General features: G+C 68.2%; 21 protein-coding genes and 1 pseudogene. 19 read left to right on the top strand and 3 right to left on the bottom strand.

Annotated features, from left to right (window positions below; translation table 11 throughout):
- The first annotated feature begins 270 nt into the window (after window positions 1-270).
- From ACJH6I_RS28515 to recN, 6 genes are read left to right on the top strand one after another with little or no spacing between them, the layout of a single operon-like run.
- On the top strand, window positions 271-1,098 hold the full coding sequence (locus tag ACJH6I_RS28515) for a tetratricopeptide repeat protein (protein WP_082934674.1): 828 nt from the start codon (window positions 271-273) through the stop codon (window positions 1,096-1,098).
- Between the two features lies 1 nt (window position 1,099).
- Window positions 1,100-2,119, top strand: coding sequence for an HAD-IIA family hydrolase (locus tag ACJH6I_RS28510; RefSeq protein WP_061007157.1), 1,020 nt, complete (start codon window positions 1,100-1,102; stop codon window positions 2,117-2,119).
- 8 nt (window positions 2,120-2,127) lie between these two features.
- Window positions 2,128-2,298, top strand: coding sequence for a hypothetical protein (locus ACJH6I_RS28505; protein ID WP_204158606.1), 171 nt, complete (start codon window positions 2,128-2,130; stop codon window positions 2,296-2,298).
- 7 nt (window positions 2,299-2,305) lie between these two features.
- Window positions 2,306-3,115: a TlyA family RNA methyltransferase gene (locus ACJH6I_RS28500; protein ID WP_406784980.1), complete on the top strand. Its 810-nt coding sequence runs from the start codon at window positions 2,306-2,308 to the stop codon at window positions 3,113-3,115.
- Entirely contained in the window at window positions 3,112-4,035 is a 924-nt protein-coding gene (locus ACJH6I_RS28495) for an NAD kinase (protein WP_406784979.1), read from the top strand. Before ACJH6I_RS28500 ends, ACJH6I_RS28495 begins: the two co-directional genes overlap by 4 nt.
- Window positions 4,035-5,792, top strand: coding sequence for a DNA repair protein RecN (recN, locus tag ACJH6I_RS28490; protein WP_406784978.1), 1,758 nt, complete (start codon window positions 4,035-4,037; stop codon window positions 5,790-5,792). Before ACJH6I_RS28495 ends, recN begins: the two co-directional genes overlap by 1 nt.
- A 3-nt stretch (window positions 5,793-5,795) precedes the next feature.
- Here the strand turns inward: recN and ACJH6I_RS28485 are convergent, their stop codons facing one another.
- The gene (locus tag ACJH6I_RS28485) at window positions 5,796-6,632 is read right to left on the bottom strand and encodes a pyridoxamine 5'-phosphate oxidase family protein (RefSeq protein WP_406784982.1); all 837 of its coding nucleotides are present in this window, start codon (window positions 6,630-6,632) and stop codon (window positions 5,796-5,798) included.
- 50 nt (window positions 6,633-6,682) lie between these two features.
- Window positions 6,683-7,144 (bottom strand): VOC family protein, encoded by a 462-nt coding sequence (locus ACJH6I_RS28480; protein WP_061007162.1) that lies wholly within the window; start codon window positions 7,142-7,144, stop codon window positions 6,683-6,685.
- A gap of 139 nt (window positions 7,145-7,283) precedes the next feature.
- Here ACJH6I_RS28480 and ACJH6I_RS28475 point away from each other — a divergent pair, with 139 nt between their 5' ends.
- The 7 genes from ACJH6I_RS28475 to ACJH6I_RS28445 all read left to right on the top strand — a co-directional run bounded on the left by ACJH6I_RS28475 (window position 7,284) and on the right by ACJH6I_RS28445 (window position 13,915).
- Entirely contained in the window at window positions 7,284-7,805 is a 522-nt protein-coding gene (locus ACJH6I_RS28475; protein WP_406784977.1) for a CGNR zinc finger domain-containing protein, read from the top strand.
- Window positions 7,806-7,905: 100 nt separating this feature from the next.
- Window positions 7,906-9,090, top strand: a complete 1,185-nt coding sequence (gene steA, locus ACJH6I_RS28470; protein WP_061007164.1) for a putative cytokinetic ring protein SteA — start codon at window positions 7,906-7,908, stop codon at window positions 9,088-9,090.
- A gap of 7 nt (window positions 9,091-9,097) precedes the next feature.
- Entirely contained in the window at window positions 9,098-10,039 is a 942-nt protein-coding gene (locus ACJH6I_RS28465) for a copper transporter (RefSeq protein WP_318984871.1), read from the top strand.
- A gap of 142 nt (window positions 10,040-10,181) precedes the next feature.
- Window positions 10,182-11,948 (top strand): CTP synthase, encoded by a 1,767-nt coding sequence (locus ACJH6I_RS28460; protein ID WP_212814180.1) that lies wholly within the window; start codon window positions 10,182-10,184, stop codon window positions 11,946-11,948.
- Window positions 11,941-12,555 (top strand): NUDIX hydrolase, encoded by a 615-nt coding sequence (locus ACJH6I_RS28455; protein ID WP_318984872.1) that lies wholly within the window; start codon window positions 11,941-11,943, stop codon window positions 12,553-12,555. Before ACJH6I_RS28460 ends, ACJH6I_RS28455 begins: the two co-directional genes overlap by 8 nt.
- Entirely contained in the window at window positions 12,555-13,517 is a 963-nt protein-coding gene (gene xerD, locus ACJH6I_RS28450; protein ID WP_318984873.1) for a site-specific tyrosine recombinase XerD, read from the top strand. The genes ACJH6I_RS28455 and xerD overlap by 1 nt, the downstream gene beginning before the upstream one ends.
- A 32-nt stretch (window positions 13,518-13,549) precedes the next feature.
- Window positions 13,550-13,915 (top strand): DUF1622 domain-containing protein, encoded by a 366-nt coding sequence (locus ACJH6I_RS28445; protein WP_064986775.1) that lies wholly within the window; start codon window positions 13,550-13,552, stop codon window positions 13,913-13,915.
- On the opposite strand, the pseudogene ACJH6I_RS28440 reads toward ACJH6I_RS28445, so the two are convergent.
- Window positions 13,903-14,638, bottom strand: a pseudogene (locus ACJH6I_RS28440) (O-methyltransferase). The gene ACJH6I_RS28445 and the pseudogene ACJH6I_RS28440 sit on opposite strands and share 13 nt — an antisense overlap.
- A gap of 102 nt (window positions 14,639-14,740) precedes the next feature.
- On the opposite strand from ACJH6I_RS28440, the gene ACJH6I_RS28435 reads away from it, so the two are divergent.
- The 6 genes from ACJH6I_RS28435 to der are packed head-to-tail and all read left to right on the top strand — an operon-like array spanning window position 14,741 to window position 20,119.
- Window positions 14,741-15,679, top strand: a complete 939-nt coding sequence (locus ACJH6I_RS28435) for a ParA family protein (RefSeq protein WP_318984874.1) — start codon at window positions 14,741-14,743, stop codon at window positions 15,677-15,679.
- A complete protein-coding gene (locus ACJH6I_RS28430; RefSeq protein WP_318985107.1) occupies window positions 15,679-16,545 on the top strand; it encodes a segregation/condensation protein A in 867 nt (288 codons plus the stop codon). The genes ACJH6I_RS28435 and ACJH6I_RS28430 overlap by 1 nt, the downstream gene beginning before the upstream one ends.
- Window positions 16,542-17,291: an SMC-Scp complex subunit ScpB gene (scpB, locus tag ACJH6I_RS28425; RefSeq protein ID WP_318984875.1), complete on the top strand. Its 750-nt coding sequence runs from the start codon at window positions 16,542-16,544 to the stop codon at window positions 17,289-17,291. The genes ACJH6I_RS28430 and scpB overlap by 4 nt, the downstream gene beginning before the upstream one ends.
- A 1-nt stretch (window position 17,292) precedes the next feature.
- Window positions 17,293-18,036, top strand: a complete 744-nt coding sequence (locus ACJH6I_RS28420; protein WP_061007174.1) for a pseudouridine synthase — start codon at window positions 17,293-17,295, stop codon at window positions 18,034-18,036.
- A complete protein-coding gene (gene cmk, locus ACJH6I_RS28415; protein WP_406784976.1) occupies window positions 18,033-18,716 on the top strand; it encodes a (d)CMP kinase in 684 nt (227 codons plus the stop codon). Before ACJH6I_RS28420 ends, cmk begins: the two co-directional genes overlap by 4 nt.
- Window positions 18,713-20,119 carry a ribosome biogenesis GTPase Der gene (gene der / locus ACJH6I_RS28410; protein WP_406784975.1) on the top strand — a complete coding sequence of 469 codons (1,407 nt, stop codon included), beginning with the start codon at window positions 18,713-18,715 and terminating at the stop codon, window positions 20,117-20,119. Before cmk ends, der begins: the two co-directional genes overlap by 4 nt.
- Window positions 20,120-20,204 lie beyond the last annotated feature (85 nt).

The raw sequence follows: 20,204 nt of genomic DNA, 5'->3' as shown, positions 1-20,204 counted from the left end.
CCGGAAGCTAAGCCTGCCAGCGCCGATGATACTGCCCTGCACGGGCGGAAAAGTAGGACACCGCCGAACACAAATTAGGAATCACCCCCCACATTTATGTGGGGGGTGATTCTATTTGAGGAATTTCCATTTCTCGGCTCGGAAATGTGCCCCGGGCCGGCAGCCGATTGCTTCGGCGCCGGTGCCCGGAGGGCGAGTTTCGCGAGCAAAGTTCGGCCGGTGACAGATCGGGCCGTATTCTGACCTGAGATTTCGTAGGGAAAGGTTCCAGTGGTCGACAACAGGCAGGGCGGCGATCGTCGCCCCTCGCGCAGAGACGACGGCGACGCACGACGGGGGCAGCGCCCCCAGCGTGACCGCACGCAGGCCCCCCGACGCCCCGGTTCAGATCGGAACGGCCGGCCGCCGCAGTTCCGTGACGAAGCGTCGGATCGCCCGTCTGGTCCCCGGCTGCCCGACGACGTCGAAGCCAAGCAGCTTTCGCCCGAGGTCCGTCGTGAACTGACGACCCTCGACAAGGCGACCGCGGACTACGTGGCCAAACACCTCGTCATGGCCGGCGACCTGCTGGAAGAAGATCCGGAGGCCGCTCTCGAGCACGCACGTGCCGCGCGAAACCGGGCGTCGCGGATCGCGGCGATCCGTGAGGCCGTCGGTATCGCGGCCTATCACTGCGGTGACTGGGCGCAGGCCCTGTCGGAGTTGCGTGCGGCCCGACGGATGGGCAGCAAGTCCCCGCTGTTGGCCCTGATCGCCGACTGCGAGCGGGGTGTCGGCCGCCCCGAGCGCGCCATCGAGTTGGGCCGCAGTCCTGAAGCCGAGCAGCTCACCGGTGACGACGCCGACGAACTCAAGATCGTCCTGGCCGGTGCGCGGTGCGACCTGGGCCAGCCGGCGCAGGCGTTGGCGCTGCTGTCGAACCCACCGTTGGATTCCACTCGGACGGGCCAGACCGCGGCTCGCCTGTTCTACGTGTATGCCGAGACACTGCTGGCCCTCGACCGCAAGAACGACGCACTCCAGTGGTTCCTGCACGCGGCGGCCGCGGACCTGGAAGGCGTCACGGACGCCGAGGACCGCGTCGCCGAATTGGGCTGACGTGGCGACGCTGGCTCAGCTGCACGACTGTCTGCTCCTGGATCTCGACGGCACCGTCTTCCGTGGTCATGAGGCCACCGAAGGCGCTGTCGATGCCCTTGCCGCGATCACGTCCCGCAAGCTCTACGTGACCAACAATGCGTCTCGAACCCCGGCCGAGGTGGCCGACCATCTCGATGCGCTCGGTTTCTCCGCGCATGCCGATGACGTGGTGACCAGCGCCCAGAGTGCGGCGCATCTGTTGGCGCTGCAACTACCCGCAGGCGCCAAGGTGCTGGTTATCGGAACCGAAGCGCTGGCTGCCGAGGTCACCAATGTCGGTCTGGAGCCCGTGCGGCAGTTCAGCGACGACCCGGTCGCGGTGGTCCAGGGCCATTCGCCCCAGACCGGTTGGGCCGACCTTGCCGAAGCCGCGCTGACCATCCGGGCCGGAGGCCTGTGGGTGGCGGCGAACAGCGACAAGACGCTGCCGTCGGAGCGGGGACTGCTGCCGGGGAACGGCTCGATGGTCGCCGCGCTGCAGACCGCCACCGAACAGGTGCCGCAGGTCGCCGGCAAGCCGCAGCCGACGTTGATGAACGACGCTCTGGCCCGCGGCCGGTACGAGGCCCCGTTGGTGGTCGGGGACCGGCTGGACACCGACATCGCGGGGGCCAACGCTGCCGGCCTGCCCAGCCTGATGGTGCTGACCGGGGTGAACAGTGCAGCCGACATGGTGCATGCCATCCCTGCCGAGCGCCCCGACTTCCTGGCGCCCGATCTGCGCTCGTTGGCTGTGTCTTCGGATGCCTTGCGCGTCGGGCCGCATCCCGCGTGGCGGGTCGAGATGTCGGGCAACGATGTCACCGTGCACGCCACCGGCGAATCCGTCGGCGACGAGTTGTCGGTGGTCCGCGCGACGGCCGGCGCCGTATGGGCGGGCGCCGTCTCCGGCCGGGTGCGTATCACCGCGGGGGACGACACGGCACGTGCCGCATTGGATCGGTGGTCGCTGCTCGACGGCACCGATCCGCTAGCGTGAACATCGCTATGAGTACCGATCCTGACCAGATCCGCGAAGATATCGCGGTCCTGCTGTCCCACCTGCCGGATCTGTCTGGTGACGGTGACGAGACGCCGGACCTCGAGGCTGTCGCGGCGGGTTTGGACCACGCCCACAATCTGCTGGTCCGGGCCCTGGAATCGGTCGAGAAGGGGTGAAGAGCACGTGACGCGACGCGCACGTGTTGATGCCGAACTCGTCCGGCGGGGGCTCGCCCGGTCTCGTCAACAAGCTGCCGAACTGATCGAGGCCGGCCGCGTGACGATCGACGGCATGCGGGCATCGAAGGCATCGACGGCCGTCACACCCGCGGCCAATCTCCTGGTCGCCGAATCCACCGAACGCAGCTGGGTGTCCCGTGGTGCCCACAAACTGATCGGTGCCCTCGATGCGTTCGGCGTGTCACCCGAGGGACGGCGTTGCCTGGACGCCGGTGCGTCCACCGGTGGATTCACCGAAGTGCTGCTCGACCGCGGAGCACGCGAGATCGTCGCGGCCGATGTCGGTTACGGGCAGCTGGCCTGGTCGTTGCGGTCCGACGATCGGGTCATCGTGATGGAGCGGACGAACGTGCGGGAGCTGACGGCCGAGGCCATCGGCGGTCCGGTCGACTTGGTGGTGGCCGATCTGTCCTTCATCTCGCTGGCCACCGTCCTACCGGCACTGACCGCATGTGCGTCGGACCTAGCCGATATCGTTCCCATGGTGAAGCCGCAGTTCGAGGTGGGCAAGGACCGGGTCGGGGCCGGTGGTGTGGTGTCCGACCCGGAATTGCGTGCCGACGCGGTGTTGACCGTCGCGCGGCGGGCCGCCGAACTCGGCTGGCATGCGGTGGACGTCACGGCCAGCCCATTGCCCGGCCCGTCCGGCAACGTCGAGTACTTCCTGCGGCTACGGACCACCACTGATCAGCCGCTGAAGGACGACGCCCTCATCGCCGCCGTCGGCCGCGCGGTTGCCGAGGGGCCGCAGTGACGCGCGAACGAACCGTCCTGCTGGTGATCCACACCGGCCGCGACGAAGCCACCGAAACCGCAACCCGGGTCGAAAAAGTGCTGGGAGACAACGGAATCGGTTTGCGCGTGCTCGCCGCCGAGGCCGTCGACCGCGGTGCGCTGCACCTGGCACCGGATCACATGCGGGAAATGGGTGTCGACATCACGGTCGTCGACCCGGACAGCCACGCGGCCGAGGGCTGTGAACTGGTCCTGGTGCTCGGCGGGGACGGCACTTTCCTGCGGGCTGCCGAGCTGGCCCGCAATGCCGAGATCCCCGTGGTTGGAGTGAACCTCGGACATATCGGGTTCTTGGCGGAAGCCGAGGCCGAGGCCATAGATCATGTGCTCGAGCGCATCATCAACAAGGACTACCGGGTCGAAGAGCGGATGACGCTGGACATCGGGGTCCGCGTAGACGGCGAGATCGTGCAGCGCGGCTGGGCGCTCAACGAAGCCAGCCTGGAGAAGAGCAGCCGGTTCGGTGTGCTGAATGTGGTGCTCGAGGTCGACGGGCGTCCGGTGTCGGCGTTCGGCTGCGACGGGGTGCTGGTTTCGGCCCCGACCGGCTCGACGGCGTATGCCTTCTCGGCGGGCGGCCCGATTCTGTGGCCGGACCTGGAAGCAATCCTGGTGGTACCCAACAACGCTCACGCCCTGTTCGCCCGTCCGATGGTGACCAGCCCCGACGCAGCGATCGCGATCGAGGTCGAAGCGGGCAACAATGACGCCATGGTGTTCTGCGACGGCCGTCGCCAGATGGTGGTCCCGGCGGGCGGCCGGCTGGAGGTCACCCGGTGTGACACCTCGCTGAAATGGGTTCGTCTCGACAGCGCCCCGTTCTCTGATCGTTTGGTGCGCAAGTTCCGGTTGCCGGTGAAAGGGTGGCGCGGCCAGTAATGCTGACCGAGATTCGCATCGAGGCGCTGGGCGCCATCAGTGCGGCCACTGCCGAATTCGGCCGTGGTCTGACTGTGCTGACCGGGGAGACCGGTACCGGTAAGACCATGGTGGTCACCAGCCTGCATCTGCTGGGTGGCGCGCGCGCCGATCCCAGCCGGGTGCGGTCGGGTTCGGCCCGCGCCGTCGTCGAAGGCCGTTTCACCACAACCGAACTCGGCGACGGGGTGTCCGAGCGGGTCGACGGGATTCTGGAGGCCTCCGGCGCGGACCGCGACGACGACGGCAGCGTCATCGCCGCGCGGTCGGTGAGCAAGGACGGGCCGTCGCGCGCGTACCTGGGTGGCCGCAGTGTGCCGGCGAAGTCGCTGGCGACGTTCACCACCGAGCTGCTGGCCCTGCACGGACAGAACGACCAGCTGCGTCTCATGCGCCCCGACGAGCAGCGCGGCGCGCTGGACCGCTACGTCGACGTGACGGGGCTGCTGGCCAAGTACCGCAAGCTGCGGGACGAATGGCTCACCGCCCGAAGGGATTTGATCGACCGGCGCAACCGTGCGCGGGATCTCGCCATGGAGGCCGACCGGCTGCAGTTCGGTCTGGGGGAGATCGACGCGGTCGCGCCGGAGGCCGGCGAGGACGACGCATTGGTGGCCGATATCCGCCGGCTGTCCGAATTGGACGCGCTGCGCGACGCGGCACAGACCGCACGCGCCGCGCTGTCCGGGGAACTCGGCGACGGTCCGTCGGACGACGCGGCGTCGGCGCTCGATGCCGCGGCGCAGGCCAAGTCGGTGTTGTCGGCGACGGACGACGCCGTGCTGCGTGCGCTCGGCGACCGGTTGAGCGAGGCGCTGGCGGTGCTCGGCGATGTGTCCGGCGAACTCGGGGATTACCTGTCCGAGCTGCCCAGTGACGCAAGCACTTTGGAATCCAAGCTGGCGCGGCAGGCGGAGCTGCGCAATCTCACGCGCAAGTATGCCGCCGATATCGACGGGGTATTGCAGTGGGCCGCCGATGCCCGGCAGCGGCTGTCCCAGCTCGACGTGTCCGAAGAGGCCCTGGCCGAACTGCAGAAGCAGGTCGACGAGCGGCACGACAAGGTGGTGCTGGCTGCTGCCGAGGTCACCAAGGCCCGCACCAAGGCGTCGAAGTCGCTGGCGAAGGCGGTGACCGCCGAGCTCGCGGGACTGGCGATGGGTGGCGCCGGATTCAGCATCACGGTGTCACCGCTCGAGGCGCGCGCCGACGACAGCGCACCGCTGACGCTGCCCGACGGCACCGCCGTGCACGCCGGCCACGATGGCGTCGACGCCGTCGAGTTCGGTTTCACGCCGCACAGCGGTTCGGACGTGTTGCCGCTGGCCAAGAGTGCGTCCGGTGGTGAGTTGTCGCGCGTGATGCTGGCGCTCGAAGTGGTGTTGTCGGCGTCCGTCGAGGGCACCACGATGGTGTTCGACGAGGTCGACGCCGGTGTCGGTGGTCGCGCCGCCGTGCAGATCGGCAAGCGCCTGGCCCGGCTGGCCCGCACGCACCAGGTCATCGTCGTGACGCACCTGCCGCAGGTCGCGGCGTATGGCGACGTGCATCTGGTGGTGGAGAGCGGCCCGAAGTCGAGCCGCGTGGTGCGCCTCGAGGATGACGACCGGGTGGCCGAGTTGGCCCGCATGCTGGCCGGACTCGGCGACACCGACAGTGGTCGCGCGCATGCCCGCGAGCTGCTCGAGGCGGCGCAGCAGGAGCACGCCGCGCCGTAGATGTCAGATGGGGTTGGCGGGCGAGAGCTCTGCCTGACTCCACCGCAGCGGACTGACGTCGCTCAGCTCGACCACTTCGTCGACCGTGAACTCCACCGAACATTGGGGGCCTTCGTCCCAGATGATCTCGGCGGTGCCGGTGACCTGCAGGGTGTTCCCGGTCTGCCAGTCGGGGATCAGCAGTCCGCAGCGTGGGTTGGCGCTGATGTTGCCAAGCGTCATGAACATCGAGTTGCCGCGGTAGTCGGGCCAGCGCAGCCGGTTCGGCGAAAGCACCTGCAGGAAGCCGGGATTGCCGCCGCGGTGCGACGCGTCGGCGTTTCCGTCAGGATCGGCCGATCCGACGAAGAAGGTGTCGGTGCGGCCGACGATCTGCTGCAGGCGCTCGTCGAGGACGTCGGCGTGGCGGACAGTCGGGCCGTGCGTCGCCTCGTCGACTCCAGCTATGTGCCGGCGCGAGATGTACTTCGGGCAGTTCGAGTACACCTGGTCGGGATGGATGCGCAGGCCGTCTGCGGTTGGTCGGGCCTGCCCATTCACCCGCATGCGGCGGCGGGTCTGCGGTTCGATTGCGATCATGCCGACCTGTTCATCCGGCCGGCGGAGAACATCGTGGAGCGGGTCACCTGGTACCGGTAGAGCGCCGACCGCGATGGTCCCGTCTGCGTCGGCGTGCATGAATCCGGCCGGACCGGTGACCAGGCTGGCCCACACCCGGCCCGCGTCGTCGGTCGCGGCGAGCACGACCATCGGCTGTTCGGCCAGGAAGGCCGCCGCGGCGGCCGGAATCTCCGTACGGATCATCCGGCCGACGCGGACAGCGATCTCCGCCTGGCCCATGCGCCGCTGCACTTCCAGTTCACCGGCGTGGTAGGCAGTCACGGCGCGACTCAGAAGAATCCGCAGGTGGGGGCGGCGCCGCTCGGTGCCGGCGCGCTCTCGGCGCCGCCCGGCGCGTAGATCTCGAGCCGGATGCCGTCGGGGTCGGTGAAGAAGATGCCGCCCGAGGCCGCGCCCTCTCCGTGTGCCACCACGCCGTCGTGCGCGAACGTCACGCCCAGCTCTTTGAGCGCGGCCTCCACGGTCTGGACCTGCTCGATGGTGTCGACCTGGAAGGACAGGTGGTGCAGGCCCGGGCTTCGGGTGGAGAACGCGCCGTCGCTCTGCTGCCACAAGGTCAGCCGCAGGGTGCCTTCGGAACCCAGGAAGGCGAAGCGGTGGTCGCCGTCGTCGCTGATACCCAGTTGTTCGAAACCCAAAGCGCGCCGGTAGAAGTCGACGGATCGCGACAGGTCGGTGACGTTGAGCCCGACGTGGCCGGGGGCGAGCTTGGGTGTGATGGCGGTGGTCATCGGTTCCTCCGTTGTAACTGGTTATCTGACATTTGAAGGTTAGAATCGGAGTCGCAACGTGTCAACCACTAAAATAAAAATAGACGGTTAGTGGACTATCGGAAGGCTGTCGATGCAGGAGAGGCGGTTAATCTCAGCTATGCGTGATCCGCGCCCGCACGTCGGCGAACCTCTGGCGCTGGACCTGCTGAACACCCGGTGGATGTCAGCGGAGGGGCCGCAGGATCTCCTGATCGACGTGGCAGGACTCCGATGCTGGCTGGTGGCCAACGATCTCGATGACCGTTGCGCAGCCGATGAAAAGACCCGTGTGGCGCTGGTGCGGGCGCGGGAGGCGATCCTGCAGGTGGTCGCCGACGGCTCGGCCGACGACTTGAACGCGGTCCTGGACCACGGGCGTATCCGGCGTTCGCTCACCGACTCGGGGCCGCAGGATGACGTGGATGTGTCGCGATCCGAATGGCTGCCCGGCTGGCTCGCCGCCGACAACCTCCTGCAGCTGCTGGCCGAATCGGCCGGCCGCATCAAGCAGTGCGCGCATCCACACTGCGTCCTGTGGTTCTACGACACGTCGAAGAACGGCACGCGGCGTTGGCACTCGATGACCACGTGCGGCAACCGCGCCAAGGCGGCTCGGCACTATGCGGCGAAGCGAGATTGAGACCATTCGGCTGTTACGGATGTGACAAAAGAAAACTTCTGAGGCTGTTGTTACGGCGCGCCTCCACCTCTACTTGAGGGTTCATCGACAGAATCGACGCATGAAGATGGCAGCGCTGCTCACCCGAAATGCCGGACCCAAGCCGGGCGTGACTGGAACCGCCCGCGTTGACCGTGACATCGACCGACTGCTGCGACGCGTCGGTCCGGGGGACATCGTCATCCTCGATGCACTCGACCTCGACCGCATCACCGCCGACGCGCTGGTGGAGGCCGAGGTCGCCGCAGTCGTCAACGCATCGTCGTCGATCTCCGGCCGCTACCCGAACCTCGGGCCGGAAGTGCTTGTCGCCAACGGGGTTACGTTGATCGACGAGACCGGGCCCGAGGTCTTCAAGAAGGTCAAGGACGGCGCCAAGGTGCGGCTGCACAACGGCGGCATCTACAACGGAGACCGCCGCCTGGTCCTCGGCAACGAGCGTAACGACGAGCAGATCCACGAGATGATGCACGAGGCCAAGAGCGGCCTCGTGGCGCATCTGGAGGCCTTCGCCGGCAACACCATCGAGTTCATCCGCAGTGAGAGCCCGTTGCTGATCGACGGTATGGGCATCCCCGACATCGACGTCGACGTGAACCGCCGGCACGTCGTGGTGGTGACCGACGACCCGAGCGCCGAGGGCGACCTGAAGGCCATCAAGCCGTTCATCAAGGAGTACCAGCCGGTGCTCGTCGGTGTCGGCGCCGGCGCGGACACGCTGCGCAAGGCGGGCTACCGGCCCGCGCTGATCGTCGGCGATCCCGAGGACATGAGCGCCGACGTGCTGCGGTCGGGCGCCCAGGTGGTGCTTCCGGCCGACGCCGACGGCCACGCCAAAGGCCTTGAGCGCATCCAGGATCTGGGCGTCGGTGCCATGACCTTCCCGGCCGCCGGTTCGGCCGCCGATCTGGCGCTGCTCCTGGTCGACCACCACGGTGCCGCGCTGATCGTCACCGCCGGCCACCGCGCCAACATCGAAGAGTTCTTCGACCGCACGCGGCAGTCGAGCACGCCGTCGACGTTCCTCACCCGCCTGAAGGTGGGGGAGAAGCTGGTGGACGCGAAAGCCGTTGCGACGCTGTACCGCAGCCGGGTTTCCGGCGGCGCCATCGCGCTGCTGGTGCTGGCGATGCTGGTCGCCGTCATCGTCGCGCTGTACGTCGCGCGCGCCGACGCCACCGTCCTGCACCTGGTGACCGACTACTGGAACCGCTTCCTGCTGTGGGCGCAGGGATTGGTGAGCTAGCCGGACGATGATTTCCCTACGCTCGCATGCGATCTCACTGGCCGCGGTGTTCCTGGCGCTGGCCATCGGGGTGATGCTCGGTTCCGGTCTGCTGTCCAACACGCTGCTGTCCGGACTTCGTGACGACAAACACGAGTTGCAGAACCAGATCAACAGCCTCACCGACGAGAAGAACGCACTGAACCAGAAGCTCAGTGCGGCAGGCGAGTTCGATGCCCAGATGTCGCCGCGCATGGTGCATGACGCGCTGGCGGGGAAATCTGTCGTGGTGTTCCGCACCCCGGACGCCGCCACCGACGACGTCGACGCGGCCGCGAAACTGATTGCGGCCGCCGGGGGTTCGGTGACGGGAACCATCGCGCTGACGCAGCAGTTCGTGGACGCCAACGCCTCGGAGAAGCTCCTGTCGGTGGTGAACTCGCCGATCGTGCCGGCCGGACGTCAGCTGAGCACCCGGACCGTCGACCAGGGCTCGCAGGCCGGTGACCTGCTGGGCATCACGCTGCTGCGCGACCGCAACCCGGCGATCCTGCCCGTCGACGACATGCAGCGCGACACCGTGCTCGCGACGCTGCGTGACACCGGGTTCGTCACCTACGGCTCGCAGCGCATCGGGGTCGCCGACAGCGCACTGATCGTCACCGGCGGCGCCCTGGGCGATGACGCCGGCAACCGGGGAGCCACGGTGGCCCGCCTGGCCTCGGGCCTGGCGCCGCACGGCGCGGGCACGCTGGTGGCCGGCCGGGACGGCTGCGCGTCGGGCACCGCGGCCGTCGCCGTCGTGCGTTCGGATGCCGGGCTGTCCGGCGCGGTCGGCACCGTCGACGACGTCAACAGCCAAGCCGGCCGGATCACCACGGTCCTGTCGCTGCAGCAACTCATCGCCGGCGGCCATCCGGCGCAGCTCGGTATCGGTCGTGGCGCCAGCTCGGTGACGGTCCTGCAGTAATTCGAGTCGCAGCGCGCCGTGGTGACCGTCACCGGCGCGTCAGTCCCAGCTCGGGCCGGTCGGTGATAGGGTGAAATTCCGTGGGTCGGCAGGCCCCAGGTAGCTCAACCGCTACGTTGCCCCATCACCACGGAGGTCGTTCTTGGCATCGCTACGCAGGCACCCACAGGCCGCGACGAAGCACATTTTTGTCAGCGGCGGGGTCGCTTCCTCGCTCGGTAAGGGTCTGACCGCCAGCAGTCTTGGCCAATTGCTCACCGCGCGTGGTCTGCACGTGACGATGCAGAAGCTGGACCCGTATCTCAACGTCGACCCCGGCACCATGAACCCGTTCCAGCACGGCGAGGTGTTCGTCACCGAGGACGGCGCCGAGACCGACCTGGACATCGGCCACTACGAGCGCTTCCTGGACCGCAACCTGTCGCGGTCGGCGAACGTCACCACCGGCCAGGTGTACTCCGAGGTCATCGCCAAGGAGCGTCGCGGCGACTACCTCGGCGACACCGTCCAGGTGATCCCGCACATCACCGACGAGATCAAGAGCCGCATCCTCGAGATGGCGCTGCCCGACGCCCAGGGCAAGCGCCCCGACGTGGTGATCACCGAAATCGGCGGCACCGTAGGCGATATCGAGTCGCAGCCGTTCCTGGAGGCGGCCCGCCAGGTCCGTCACGACGTCGGCCGGGAGAACGTCTTCTTCCTGCACGTGTCACTGGTGCCGTACCTGGCCCCGTCGGGCGAGCTGAAGACCAAGCCCACCCAGCACTCGGTGGCCGCGCTGCGCAGCATCGGTATCACGCCGGACGCGCTGATCCTGCGCTGCGACCGCGATGTGCCGGAGCCGCTGAAGAACAAGATCGCGCTGATGTGCGACGTCGACATCGACGGCGTCATCTCGACACCGGACGCCCCGTCGATCTACGACATCCCCAAGGTGCTGCACCGCGAGGAGCTCGACGCCTACGTGGTGCGCCGGCTCAACCTGCCGTTCCGCGACGTGGACTGGTCGGAGTGGGACGACCTGCTGCGCCGCGTGCACGAGCCCAAGGAGACGGTGCGAATCGCCTTGGTGGGCAAGTACATCGACCTGTCCGACGCGTACCTGTCGGTGGCCGAGGCGCTGCGCGCCGGTGGGTTCGCCCACCACTCGAAGGTCGAGATCCGCTGGGTCGCCTCCGATGACTGCGAGACCGAGCAGGGTGCGGCCGCCGCACTCGGCGACGTGCACGGCGTGCTGATCCCGGGTGGCTTCGGCATCCGTGGCATCGAGGGCAAGCTCGGCGCCATCAGCTACGCCCGCCGCCAGCGGCTGCCGCTGCTCGGCCTGTGCCTCGGATTGCAGTGCATCGTCATCGAGGCCGCGCGGTCCGTCGGCATCAGCGGCGCCAACTCGGCGGAGTTCGACGAGCACACGCCGGACCCGGTGATCGCCACCATGGCCGACCAGCTCGACGCGGTGGCCGGTGAGGCCGACCTCGGCGGCACCATGCGCCTCGGTGCGTATCCGGCCGTGCTGCAGGCGGATTCGATCGTGGCCAAGGCCTACGACGCGACCGAGGTCTCCGAACGCCACCGGCACCGCTACGAGGTGAACAACGCCTACCGCGACCGCATCTCCGAGAGCGGGCTGAAGTTCTCCGGCACGTCGCCGGACGGCCAGCTGGTCGAGTTCGTCGAGTATGACGCCGACCTGCACCCGTTCCTGGTCGGCACGCAGGCGCACCCGGAGCTCAAGAGCCGCCCGACGCGTCCGCACCCCCTGTTCGCGTCGTTCATCGGAGCGTCGCTGGACTACAAGGCGGCCGAACGCCTGCCGCTCGAGGAGATCGACTCCGAGGTGCACGGCGCCGGATCGCATGCGGAGGGTTCGGACGAGGATGCCGAGCAGCTGCAAGAATCCCGTGGCTGACCACGATTTCGCCACGCTTTCGAGCGAAACCGTCTATGTAGGAAAGATTTTCGCGTTGCGGGCCGACGAGGTCGCGATGCCCGGTGGTGGCTCGGCGCGCCGTGAGGTGGTCGAGCACTACGGGGCGGTCGCGGTGGTCGCGCTCGACGACGACGGGAACCTGGTACTGGTGTACCAATATCGGCACCCGATCGGGCGGCGGCTGTGGGAGCTGCCCGCCGGGCTGCTCGATATGGGTGACGAGCCGCCGCACGTCACCGCGGCGCGCGAACTCGAAGAGGAAACCGGCCTGGCTGCCGCACACTGGCAGCTGCTGCTCGATGTCGACTCGACGCCCGGATTCAGCGACGAGAGCGTGCGGATCTTCCTGGCGACCGGGCTGACCGACATCGGCCGGCCGCACGCGCACGACGAAGAAGCGGACCTGGTGGTCAAGCGGGTGCCGCTGGCCGATGCCGTGCGGATGGTGTTCGACGGCGAGATCGTCAATGCCCTTGCGGTGGCCGGGATTCTCGCGGCCGCCCACCGGCCGGCCGAGCTGCGGCCGCTCGACGCGCCGTGGATCGACCGCCCGTCCGCACTGCGCACCCGGCGGGAACAGGACTGATGACGGCCGCGGCGTCAGCGGGGGTCCGGTCGCGACTGGAGCAGCAGGTCCAGGGCTACCTGAACCACCTCAGCATCGAGCGGGGCGTCGCGGCCAACACGCTGAGTTCCTATCGGCGTGACATCCGGCGGTACACCGCCCATCTGGCCGGCCGCGGCATCGATGACCTGCGCGCCGTCACCGAGACCGACGTCAGTGAGTTCCTCGTCGCGCTGCGTCAGGGCGATCCCGACAACGGCGTCGTCGCGTTGTCCTCGGTCTCGGCCGCGCGGGCCGTCATCGCGGTGCGTGGGCTGCACAAGTTCGCCGCCGCCGAAGGTCTCGCCGACGCCGACGTCGCCCGCGGTGTGAAGCCACCGACACCGGGCCGACGGCTGCCCAAGAGCCTCAGCTACGACGACGTCATCGCGCTGCTGGACGGCGCGGGCGGCGACAGTGACGCCGACAATCCGCTGACGTTGCGCAACCGCGCGCTGCTGGAACTGCTGTATTCGACCGGGGCGCGCATCTCCGAGGCGGTCGGCCTCGACCGTGACGACGTCGACACCGAGTCCCGGTCGGTGATGCTGCACGGCAAGGGCGGCAAGCAGCGGCTGGTGCCCATCGGCCGGCCCGCCGTCACGGCACTGGATGCCTACCTGGTGCGGGGCCGTCCCGATCTGGCGCGCCGCGGCAAGGGCACGCCCGCGATCTTCCTCAACGCGCGCGGCGGCCGGTTGTCGCGGCAGAGCGCGTGGCAGGTGCTGCAGGACTCCGCCGAGCGGGCCGGCATCACCGCCGCGGTCTCGCCGCACACGCTGCGCCACTCGTTCGCCACGCACCTGCTCGAAGGCGGCGCCGACGTGCGCGTCGTGCAGGAACTGCTCGGCCACGCGTCCGTCACCACCACGCAGATCTACACGCTGGTGACCGTCAGCGCGCTACGCGAAGTGTGGGCGGGGGCGCACCCGCGCGCCAGATAAGAACGACGATCGGCCGGGGCTAGCATCCGGTCATGGCGTTCTACGACATCATCGAGACGACCGGCAAGGTGATCGACGCCGTCGGTGTCGCCGTGATCGTCGGCGGTGCCGTGATCGCCCTGGCCGCCACGTTCGGTCGGATGCGTGGTTCAGAGGGCGGCGCCTACGACGCGTTCCGGCGCCAGCTCGGCCGCTCGATCCTGCTGGGGCTCGAATTCCTCGTCGCGGCCGACATCATCCGCACCGTGGCCGTCACGCCGACCGCGCAAAGCGTCGCGGTGCTGGCCGGCATCGTCGCCATCCGGACCTTCCTGAGCTTCTCGCTGCAGGTCGAGATGACCGGCTCGTGGCCGTGGCAGCGCCCGGTCAAGGCGGCGGACGACGCTCAGCCCAGGTAGTCGGACTTGAGCACCAGGTCAGGCAGCGTTTTTCTGGTATTCGACGTGGGTGGGGTGTTCCTGCGTGTGCCACAGCTTGCCCTCCTGATCCCGCATGTACGCGCGGTAGGCCGGAGCGCCGGGCACCTTCACGTTGTCCGCCACGACGATCGCGCCGCGGTGCAGCCAGCCCCGCGCCAGGATCGACTCCAGGTCCTTGAGGTAGGCCGCCTTGTCGTGGTCGATGAACACGAAATCGAGGTTGCCCGGCCCGAATCCATGACCGGCCAGCGTGTCGAGCGTCGCGCCGCCGTCGCCGATGGTGCCGACGACGCACGTGATCCGGTCCGCGACGCCGGCGTGGGCCCAGATGCGGCGGGCGATCTCCGCGTTGTCGGCAGACAGTTCGACGGTGAAGACGTGCGCGTCCGGCACGGTTCGGGCCATGAGCAGCGCGCTGTAGCCGCAGTAGGTGCCGAGCTCGAGAATGCGCGACGGGTTGGCCCGGATGAGCGCGGACTCGAGGAGTTGGCCTTTTTCGTCACCGACGTTGACGAGCATCGACTGTTCGCGGGCGAACGTGTCGATGGTCGCGAGGACATGATCGACGTCGCCGCGGCGGGCGTTCGCTTCCACATAGGCGGCCGCGGCGGCCTCGCGGCCGTCGCCCCACTGTCCGGTCTGGACGAACTTTCGCATCCCCAGCGCCATCCGGACGAAGGACCACCGTCGCTTCCAGCTCATGGCAGTCACATTAGGACAGCGGGTCTGCCGTCGTCAGCGGCGTGGCACCGTTAAACTTGCCCGGATGTTCGCTATGGGAGTCACGCCGCTGATCGGCGACGCATGACCGATGTCCCAACAGGCGTGGGGGGCCTGAGCCCGGTGGAGCCGGTTTCGTTGCCGCTTCATGTCGATGCCTCGTCCGCGACCGCAGATCCGGAACCCGCGATCGGCCTGACCGGACGTCCCGCCCGACACATCCCCGAGCCCAAACCCAAGAGCGTGCACGGCCCGGCCAAGGTCATCGCGATGTGCAACCAGAAGGGCGGCGTCGGCAAGACCACGTCAACCATCAATCTGGGCGCCAGCCTGGCCGAATACGGCCGCCGCGTGCTGCTGGTCGACCTCGATCCGCAGGGCGCGCTGTCCGCCGGCCTTGGCGTCCCGCACTACGAGCTCGAGCACACCGTGCACAACCTGCTCGTCGAGCCGCGGGTGTCGATCGACGACGTGCTGATCAACACCCGGGTCAAGGGCCTGGACCTGGTGCCCAGCAACATCGACCTGTCTGCCGCCGAGATTCAGCTGGTCAACGAGGTCGGCCGTGAGCAGACGCTGTCCCGCGCGCTGTATCCCGTGCTGGACCGCTACGACTATGTGCTGATCGACTGCCAGCCGTCGCTCGGGCTGCTCACGGTGAACGGGCTGGCCTGCGCCGACGGCGTCATCATCCCGACCGAATGCGAGTTCTTCTCGTTGCGCGGTCTCGCGTTGCTGACCGACACCGTCGACAAGGTGCGCGACCGGCTGAACCCCAAACTCGACATCAGCGGGATCCTGATCACCCGGTACGACAACCGCACCGTCAACGCGCGCGAGGTCATGGCCCGAGTGGTCGAGCGCTTCGGCGATCTCGTGTTCGACACCGTCATCAGTCGCACCGTGCGCTTCCCGGAGACCAGCGTCGCCGGTGAACCGATCACCACCTGGGCCCCGAAATCCGGTGGCGCCCAGGCGTACCGGGCGTTGGCGTGCGAGGTCATCGACCGGTTCGGCGCGTGATTTCGGAGGTCGACGCTCCCGACAGTGCTGGGGGCGCGGCGCCGGAGGATCCGGCGACCGACCAGCCGGACGAGAAGAAAGCCGGCTTCCAGGTCCGGCTCACCAACTTCGAGGGCCCTTTCGACCTGCTGCTGCAGCTGATCTTCGCGCACCGACTCGACGTCACCGAAGTGGCGTTGCACCAGGTCACCGACGAGTTCATCGCGTACACCAAGGAGATCGGCAGCCAGCTCGAGCTGGATGAGACGACGGCGTTCCTGGTCGTCGCGGCGACTCTCCTGGATCTGAAGGCCGCCCGGCTGCTGCCCGCCGCCGAGGTCCACGACGAGGACGACCTGGCGCTGCTCGAAGTGCGCGACCTGCTGTTCGCGCGGCTGCTGCAATACCGGGCCTTCAAGCACGTCGCGTTGATGTTCGCCGAGCTCGAGGCCGCGGCGATGCGCAGCTACCCGCGGGCCGTCACGCTGGAGGACCGGTTCACCGAGCTGCTGCCTGAGGTGATGCTCGGCGTGGACGCCGACCGGTTCGCCCAGATCGCGGCGGCTGCGTTCACACCGCGTCCGGTGCCGTCGCTGCGCGTCGACCACCTGCACGTGCAGGCGGTGTCGGTGCCCGAGCAGGCGATGAAACTGATGGGGCTGCTGGAGAGTCGCGGCATCGGGGAGTGGGCGTCGTTCACCGACCTGGTCGCCGACTGTGACGGCGGTATGGAGATCGTCGGGCGGTTCCTGGCGCTATTAGAGCTCTACCGGGCCAAGGCGGTAAACTTCGAGCAGATTGAACCGCTTGGAGTGCTGCAAGTTTCGTGGACCGGGGAGCGGCCGACGAACGAGCATCTGGCAGCGGCGGTGGAAGAAGACCAATGACGGACAACGACGCGGTGATTGCCGCGGATAGCAGCGTGGGCGAGGGCGGCGAGCCTGACGCCGGTGTGACCGACGACGCCGCTGTCGCCGAGGGTGACGAACTCGACACCGAGATCAGCGATGACGAGCTCGGGTGCGCGCTGGAGGCCCTGCTGCTGGTGGTCGACACCCCGGCGCCGGTCGACTCTCTGGCGACCGCTCTGGACGAAACCATCGAGCGCGTCGAGGACAAGCTGCGCCGGATGGCCGCCGAACTGGCCGAGCGCGGCAGCGGCATCGACCTGCGCGAGGCCGGTGGCGGCTGGCGGATGTACACCCGGGCCCGGTACGCGCCCTATGTCGAGCGGCTGATTCTCGACGGCGCCCGGTCCAAGCTGACCCGGGCGGCGCTGGAGACCCTTGCGGTCGTGGCCTACCGGCAGCCGGTGACCCGCGCCCGGGTCAGTGCGGTGCGCGGCGTCAACGTCGATGCCGTGATGCGGACCCTCGCCGCCCGCGGCCTCATCATCGAAGCCGGCACCGATGCCGACAGTGGCGCAACGACTTTCGCCACGACGGAATTGTTCCTGGAGCGGCTCGGGTTGACCTCGCTGAGCGAGCTGCCGGAACTCGCCCCGCTGTTGCCGGATGTCGACGTCATCGACGACATCACTGAAACGCTCTCTGAGGAGCCGCGTTTCGCCAAGCTCGGCGGAACCCCTGCGCCGGCTGCAGAGCCGGCCAAATTCGACGTAGATCGGGACTGACATGGCCAACGAAGAAGGCGTGCGACTGCAGAAGGTGTTGTCGCAGGCGGGAATTGCCTCACGCCGCGTCGCCGAGCGGATGATCCTGGACGGGCGAGTGGAGGTCGACGGCCAGATCGTCACCGAGCTCGGCACGCGGGTACACCCCGATCGGCAGGTCGTCCGGGTCGACGGCACCCGCGTCCTCGTCGACGAGGACCTGGTGTACCTCGCGCTGAACAAGCCAAAAGGCATGCACTCCACCATGTCTGACGACCAGGGCCGCCCCTGCATCGGTGACCTGGTCGAGCACCGGGTGCGCGGCAACAAGAAGCTCTTCCATGTCGGCCGGCTCGACGCCGACACTGAAGGGCTGATCCTGCTGACCAACGACGGCGAGCTGGCGCACCGGCTGATGCACCCGCGGTACGAGGTGTCCAAGACATATCTGGCGACCGTGCAGGGGACCGTGCCCCGCGGGCTGGGCAAGAAGGTCCGCGAGGGCGTGGAACTGGACGACGGGCCGGTCTACGTCGACGAATTCGCGGTGGTCGACATGGTCGCCGGCAAGTCGTTGGTGAAGATCGTGCTGCACGAGGGCCGCAATCGCCTCGTGCGCCGACTCATGGCCGAGGTGGGATTCCCGGTGAAGGAACTGGTGCGCACGCACATCGGCACGGTGGCGCTGGGGGACCAGCGCGTCAACAGCCTGCGGGCACTGACGCGCAAGGAAGTCGGCGAGCTGTACCAGGCGGTGGGCCTGTGAACGCCCTCGTCATTGCCATCGACGGCCCGGCGGGAACCGGGAAGTCCTCGGTGTCAACGGGTTTGGCGCATGCACTCGGCGCCAATCACATCAACACCGGTGCGATGTACCGCATCGTGACGCTGGCGGTGCTGCGGGCCGGCATCGACCCGGCCGACTCCGACGCCGTCGTCGCGGTGTGTGAGAAGACCGAGTTCTCCGTCAGCTTCGACCCCGACCACGACACGTCCTACCTTGCGGGTGAGGACGTTTCGGACGAGATCCGTGGCGACGCGGTGACTCTCGCGGTATCGGCCGTGTCGGCGATCCCGGCCGTGCGGACGCTGCTGGTGCAGCGGCAGCGTGAGCTGATTGCGGCGGCCGGCTCGGTCGTCGTCGAGGGCCGCGACATCGGCACCGTCGTCAAGCCCGACGCCGATCTCAAGATTTTTCTGACCGCCTCGGCCGAGGAGCGGGCCCGTCGGCGCAATGCGCAGAACGTCGCAAACGGCTTGGGCGACAACTACGAAGCGGTGCTTGCCGATGTGCAGCGCCGGGACCATCTGGACTCGACGCGCGCGGTCTCGCCGCTGAAGGCGGCCGACGATGCGATCGTCGTCGATTCCAGCGATCTGACCCAGGCCGATGTGGTGGCACATCTGCTGGATCTCGTGCAGCAGAAGGTAGGTGTGCGTCAATGAGCGACGACGACGGTGTGTGGTTCGACGAAGGTGACTGGGAGATCGGCTCGGAGGGTTTCGAGGCCGAGCTCGACGAGTACGCCGGACCCCCGCCCGTGGTGGCCGTGGTCGGCCGCCCGAATGTCGGTAAATCGACTCTGGTGAACCGCATCCTGGGCCGTCGCGAAGCGGTGGTGCAGGACATCCCGGGCGTGACCCGCGACCGCGTGTCGTACGACGCGCAGTGGGTCGGGCGCCGGTTCGTGGTGCAGGACACCGGCGGTTGGGAACCCGACGCCAAGGGTCTGCAGATGCTGGTCGCCGAACAGGCCACCGTGGCCATGCGCACCGCCGACGCGATCATTCTCGTGGTCGACGCGGTCGTCGGGGCGACATCGGCCGACGAGGCCGCGGCCAAGCGGCTGCAGCGCTCCGGCAAGCCGGTCTTCTTGGCGGCCAACAAGGTTGACAACGAGAAGGTCGAATCCGAGGCAGCGGCGCTGTGGTCGCTGGGGCTGGGACAGCCGCACTCGATCAGTGCGATGCACGGCCGCGGCGTGGCCGATCTGCTCGACAGCGTGCTCGAGGTGCTGCCCGAGGTCTCCGAGACGTCCGGCGGGACAGGCGGTCCGCGCCGCGTCGCGCTCGTCGGCAAGCCCAACGTCGGCAAGAGCTCGCTGCTGAACAAGCTGTCGGGCGACGAGCGGTCCGTCGTGCACGATGTCGCCGGCACCACGGTGGACCCGGTCGACTCGCTGATCGAATTGGACGGCAAGACTTGGCGTTTCGTCGACACGGCCGGCCTGCGCCGGAAGGTCGGTCAGGCCAGCGGGCACGAGTTCTACGCCTCGGTGCGCACGCACGGCGCGATCGACGCCGCCGAGGTCGCGATCATGCTGATCGACGCCTCCCAGCCGCTGACCGAGCAGGACTTGCGGGTGCTGTCGATGGTCATCGAGGCCGGGCGCGCGCTCGTCATCGCGTTCAACAAGTGGGACCTGGTCGACGAAGACCGGCGCTATCTGCTGGACAAGGAGATCGAGCGCGAGCTCGTGCAGGTGCAGTGGGCGCCGCGCGTGAACATCTCGGCGAAAACGGGTCGGGCCGTGCAGAAGTTGGTACCGGCGCTGGAGTCCTCTCTGGCGTCGTGGGACGCCCGTATCCCGACCGGGCGGCTCAACACCTTCCTCAAGGAGATCGTGGCCGCCACACCGCCGCCGGTGCGTGGTGGCAAGCAGCCGCGCATCCTGTTCGCCACGCAGGCGGCCTCGCGGCCGCCGACCTTCGTGCTGTTCACCACGGGCTTCCTGGAGGCCGGCTACCGCCGTTTCCTGGAGCGCCGGCTGCGTGAAGAGTTCGGCTTCGAGGGCAGCCCGATCAAGATCAATGTGCGGGTGCGGGAGAAGCGCGGGGCCAAGCGCTAGCCGCCGACTCGCCGCCGGACCCGTTTAGGGTCCGGCGGGAGGTCTGAGGTAGGCTTTCCAACCGTTGCCGGTTCGTCCGGCAGCG

The organism is Mycobacterium sp. SMC-13, assembly GCF_045311035.1.
Classification (GTDB): Bacteria; Actinomycetota; Actinomycetes; order Mycobacteriales; family Mycobacteriaceae; genus Mycobacterium.
The sequence above is the reverse complement of the archived record's forward strand: the minus strand, read 5'-3'. Positions and strand labels throughout refer to the sequence as shown.